The 3,133-nt window shown below is 59.6% G+C and carries 4 protein-coding genes and 1 pseudogene; all 5 read left to right on the top strand.

Annotation, left to right across the window (positions count from 1 at the left end; genetic code table 11):
* Positions 1-703: pseudogene (locus ACE4YL_RS00560) on the top strand (hypothetical protein); the annotation flags it as partial.
* On the top strand, positions 700-2,013 hold the full coding sequence (locus tag ACE4YL_RS00555) for a DnaB-like helicase C-terminal domain-containing protein (protein ID WP_461368999.1): 1,314 nt from the start codon (positions 700-702) through the stop codon (positions 2,011-2,013). The pseudogene ACE4YL_RS00560 and the gene ACE4YL_RS00555, both read left to right, overlap by 4 nt.
* 9 nt (positions 2,014-2,022) lie before the next feature.
* Entirely contained in the window at positions 2,023-2,418 is a 396-nt protein-coding gene (locus tag ACE4YL_RS00550) for a RusA family crossover junction endodeoxyribonuclease (RefSeq protein ID WP_461368998.1), read from the top strand.
* A gap of 163 nt (positions 2,419-2,581) precedes the next feature.
* Positions 2,582-2,725 carry a hypothetical protein gene (locus ACE4YL_RS00545; protein WP_461368997.1) on the top strand — a complete coding sequence of 48 codons (144 nt, stop codon included), beginning with the start codon at positions 2,582-2,584 and terminating at the stop codon, positions 2,723-2,725.
* A complete protein-coding gene (locus tag ACE4YL_RS00540; RefSeq protein ID WP_461368996.1) occupies positions 2,722-3,027 on the top strand; it encodes a dATP/dGTP diphosphohydrolase domain-containing protein in 306 nt (101 codons plus the stop codon). Before ACE4YL_RS00545 ends, ACE4YL_RS00540 begins: the two co-directional genes overlap by 4 nt.
* The last annotated feature ends 106 nt before the right edge of the window (positions 3,028-3,133 follow it).

The raw sequence follows: 3,133 nt of genomic DNA, 5'->3' as shown, positions 1-3,133 counted from the left end.
CAGCGCCATGGGCGGCCCTGTCGGGTCGGTTGGCCTGACCGCTTTAAACGCTGACGCCGACGATATCGCTGACGCTGCCGACGCTGAGGGCGGCAAAAAAACTGCCTCCGTCCCGCCCTGTCCGCACAAAGACATCGTCGCCGTCTACCACGAGGTCTTGCCGGAGCTTCGCGCGGTAAGGGTCTGGAATGCCGGCCGAGAAAAGAAGCTCCGCAGCAGGTGGCGCGAGGACAAAAGCCGCCAAAGCTTAGAGTGGTGGCGGAGCTACTTTGAGTCGGTCCGTCAAAGCGACTTTCTGATGGGACGTAAGACCGACTGGGCGGCCGACTTTGACTGGCTCATCTGCCCGACCAACATGGCCAAAGTGCTTGAGGGCAAATACCACGACGGACCGGCTTCTTCCGGTTTGCCCCAGGGCATGGCTGACCGCCTCGAGGCACTATTCCGCGACCTCGCATCAGCCTGGCCCGCCGACAGGATAGGCGACGCAAAAGAAGCCAGGAGGCTCTTTTTTGCCGTCTTCCCGCCTCAGATACTGGCAGACAGAGACAGGGCAAATATGCGGCTTTCAAACATCGAGGCCTGGGCGCAGGTCGTCTTAGGCCGTGAAGCGCAGTACGTGCCGCGCCTCGACCGCTGGTTGTCGGGCTTAGACCCTGACATAGCGCCTGCCGTAGAGGCGCAAAGGGAGGAGGTGGCATGACGGTGGCAGATAAAATGCGCACAGAGACAGCCCAGACGGGAACGGCGGAAGCGGCGGAAGACCCGACATGGGACACGAGCTGGACTGATGCGGACGAAAGCGGCACGCCAAAGAGCGAAATTAGGCCGGAATCCGAGGACGACCACATCGCCCGCGTGGTCGCCGTAACGGGTGAGCTCGTGGGTTCCATGCCTCACGAAGAGGGCATGTTCGTCATCGAGCAGATGATCGAATCGGAGGCAAAAAGGCTTTACGGTCGTGGCCTGAAGGCGCCCGACATCGCCGCCTATGTCCGAGACATCATAGGCAGGGTTGGTTTTCCCCTGCCGGAGCAGGCCCTGAGGCGCGCCGTAACGCGGGCCATAACCAGTGAGGTAGCGTCGGCAGGCAGGCTTGATTTTACAGCCACCGCCTACGTCCAACGGCTGAAAAAGGAGGTCAGAAGGTGGGACGACTCAGACAAGTTCGGCTTCGGCATCGAAGAGCTTGACAACTCCTTCGGCCGGCTGCTGCCGGGCGAACTGCTGGTCTTGGTCGGCGCTCAAGGGTCGATGAAATCGTCTTTGATGCTCACCGGGATCGAGCAGTACCTCACAACAAACCCAAACGGCACGGCCATGCTTTTTTCCCTCGACATGGCGCCCGAAGTGATAGCCGAAAGGCTGCTTCAGCGCGAGATGCATGCTACAGCCGACCGCGTGCGCTGGCACGTCAAAAACGAGACGGAAAGCTTTAAATGCGCGATGAAAAAGATACGGGAAAGGTACGCCGACAGGCTCTTGATCTACGGGGCAGAGGCTCCGACGGCGCAGCTGATGGGCAAATGCGAGCGCATGACCATAGACGACTTGAAAAACGAGGTGGAGGCCTACATGCCGTCGCTCGTGGCGGTAGATTACCTGACGCTTCTGCGTAAGCCGCGGCAGTCGGACCTCGACTGCGTAAACGAGGTCATGCCGACTTTGAAGGAGATGGCCCAGAGGTACGGCATTATGTTTCTCCTCCTGTCGCAGATGGGAAGGGCAAGCAAGCAGCTACAGGCCTCCGGCTCGCTGTTTTCTGGCAGCGCCAAAGGCGGCGGCATCGTCGAGGAATTGGCCAACGCCCAAATAGACTTGTTTAAGGACGCACCCCTTGAACCTTACGGCGCGCCGCGCATCATCGCCACTGTCTCAAAGACCCGTCGGGGCGTGGCTGGGCGGTCTTTTGAGCTCGCCTACGACGGTGAGTCGATGAGCTTCACGGGACAGGCAAGGCCGGTGAGGCGAGAGCGCGAGCAAAAGCCGATCTTCAAGGCGGGGTTGTTTTAGGTGGTTGCCATGATGACAACGGACGGGGCAAAGACTTTTGAGGCAGAAATCCCGGGAGTGCCGCCATCACTTTGGCGCTGCTACGGCATAAACTCGAGGGGCGGGATATTTCTCACGAAGGCAGGCCGCAGCTGGAAGAGGGAGGCGATGTTTGCACTGCTTCAGGTTCCCCACGACAGGCCGCTTCGAGGGCGCATAGCCATACGCGTGCGGTTTTTTGCCCACTCGCGGGGCAGGTGGGACATAGATAACCGCTTTAAGGTCTTATTTGACGCCATGACTGAGGCGGGCGTGTGGTCCGACGACTCGCAGGTAGACAGGCTGGAATCCGAGGTCGTCATCGTGCCGACGAAGGCAGCGTCAAGGACGGTAGTTGTGGTAAGCGAAATTGAAGAAGGGAAGTGATCGCGATGCTCTTGTTCGTGAAGTGCAGCAAATGCGGGACGAAGGTCGAAGATGAGGATATATGCATGCTTGGGACGCATTTTCCATGGACGTGTCCGGCATGTGGAGCGGAAAACAGGCCCTTGAAAGTCCACTTTGAGACGGCGGACGAGGACGAAGAGCTATGACGGACAAACTTAAGGCCATGTGCGGAAACTGCCTGCACAGGTCGGGCGGGAAGTTCTGCAAGGTCGTGGGCGATGACGTGCCCGCCTGGGGCCTGCCCTGCTTTCTTTACACGCCCATAGTAAGAGGGGACGAAGAATGACCCAGGCCGTAAAAGACGACGCGGGAAAGCTCAGATACGACCTCATCCCGCCCTTTGCCCTAAAGGAATTGGCCCGTGTCTTTTCGTACGGTGCCGAAAAGTACGGGGAAAGGAACTGGGAGGCGGGCCTTGATTGGGGGAGGCTTTTTGCGGCCGCTCAAAGGCACCTCTGGAGCTGGTGGGCAGGGGAGGACGCAGACGAAGAGACGGGCATAAGCCACCTGGCCCATGCCGCATGGAACTGCCTCGCCCTGCTTGAGTTTGCCAGGACTCACCCGGAAAGAGACGACAGACCGCTTTAGCTGCTTTAAAGGAAAATTTGACGGCCTCGGGACGCAAGCCCGGGGCCTTTTATTTTGGCCGGCTTCCCGCCCGCCGCGTGCCCTTGCCAGCTCGCACATTGCCCTC

Origin of the sequence: Candidatus Darwinibacter acetoxidans (assembly GCF_041936445.1) — a bacterium.
Lineage (GTDB): Bacteria > Bacillota > Limnochordia > Darwinibacteriales > Darwinibacteriaceae > DTU010.
This window is presented reverse-complemented; position numbering and strand designations above follow the sequence as displayed.

Excerpts from the sequence above, each read along its gene's own strand:
- ACE4YL_RS00555 (WP_461368999.1), top strand. The coding sequence starts at position 700 with ATGACGGTGGCAGATAAAATGCGCACAGAGACAGCCCAGACGGGAACG.
- ACE4YL_RS00550 (WP_461368998.1), top strand. The coding sequence starts at position 2,023 with ATGATGACAACGGACGGGGCAAAGACTTTTGAGGCAGAAATCCCGGGA.
- ACE4YL_RS00545 (WP_461368997.1), top strand. The coding sequence starts at position 2,582 with ATGACGGACAAACTTAAGGCCATGTGCGGAAACTGCCTGCACAGGTCG.
- ACE4YL_RS00540 (WP_461368996.1), top strand. The coding sequence starts at position 2,722 with ATGACCCAGGCCGTAAAAGACGACGCGGGAAAGCTCAGATACGACCTC.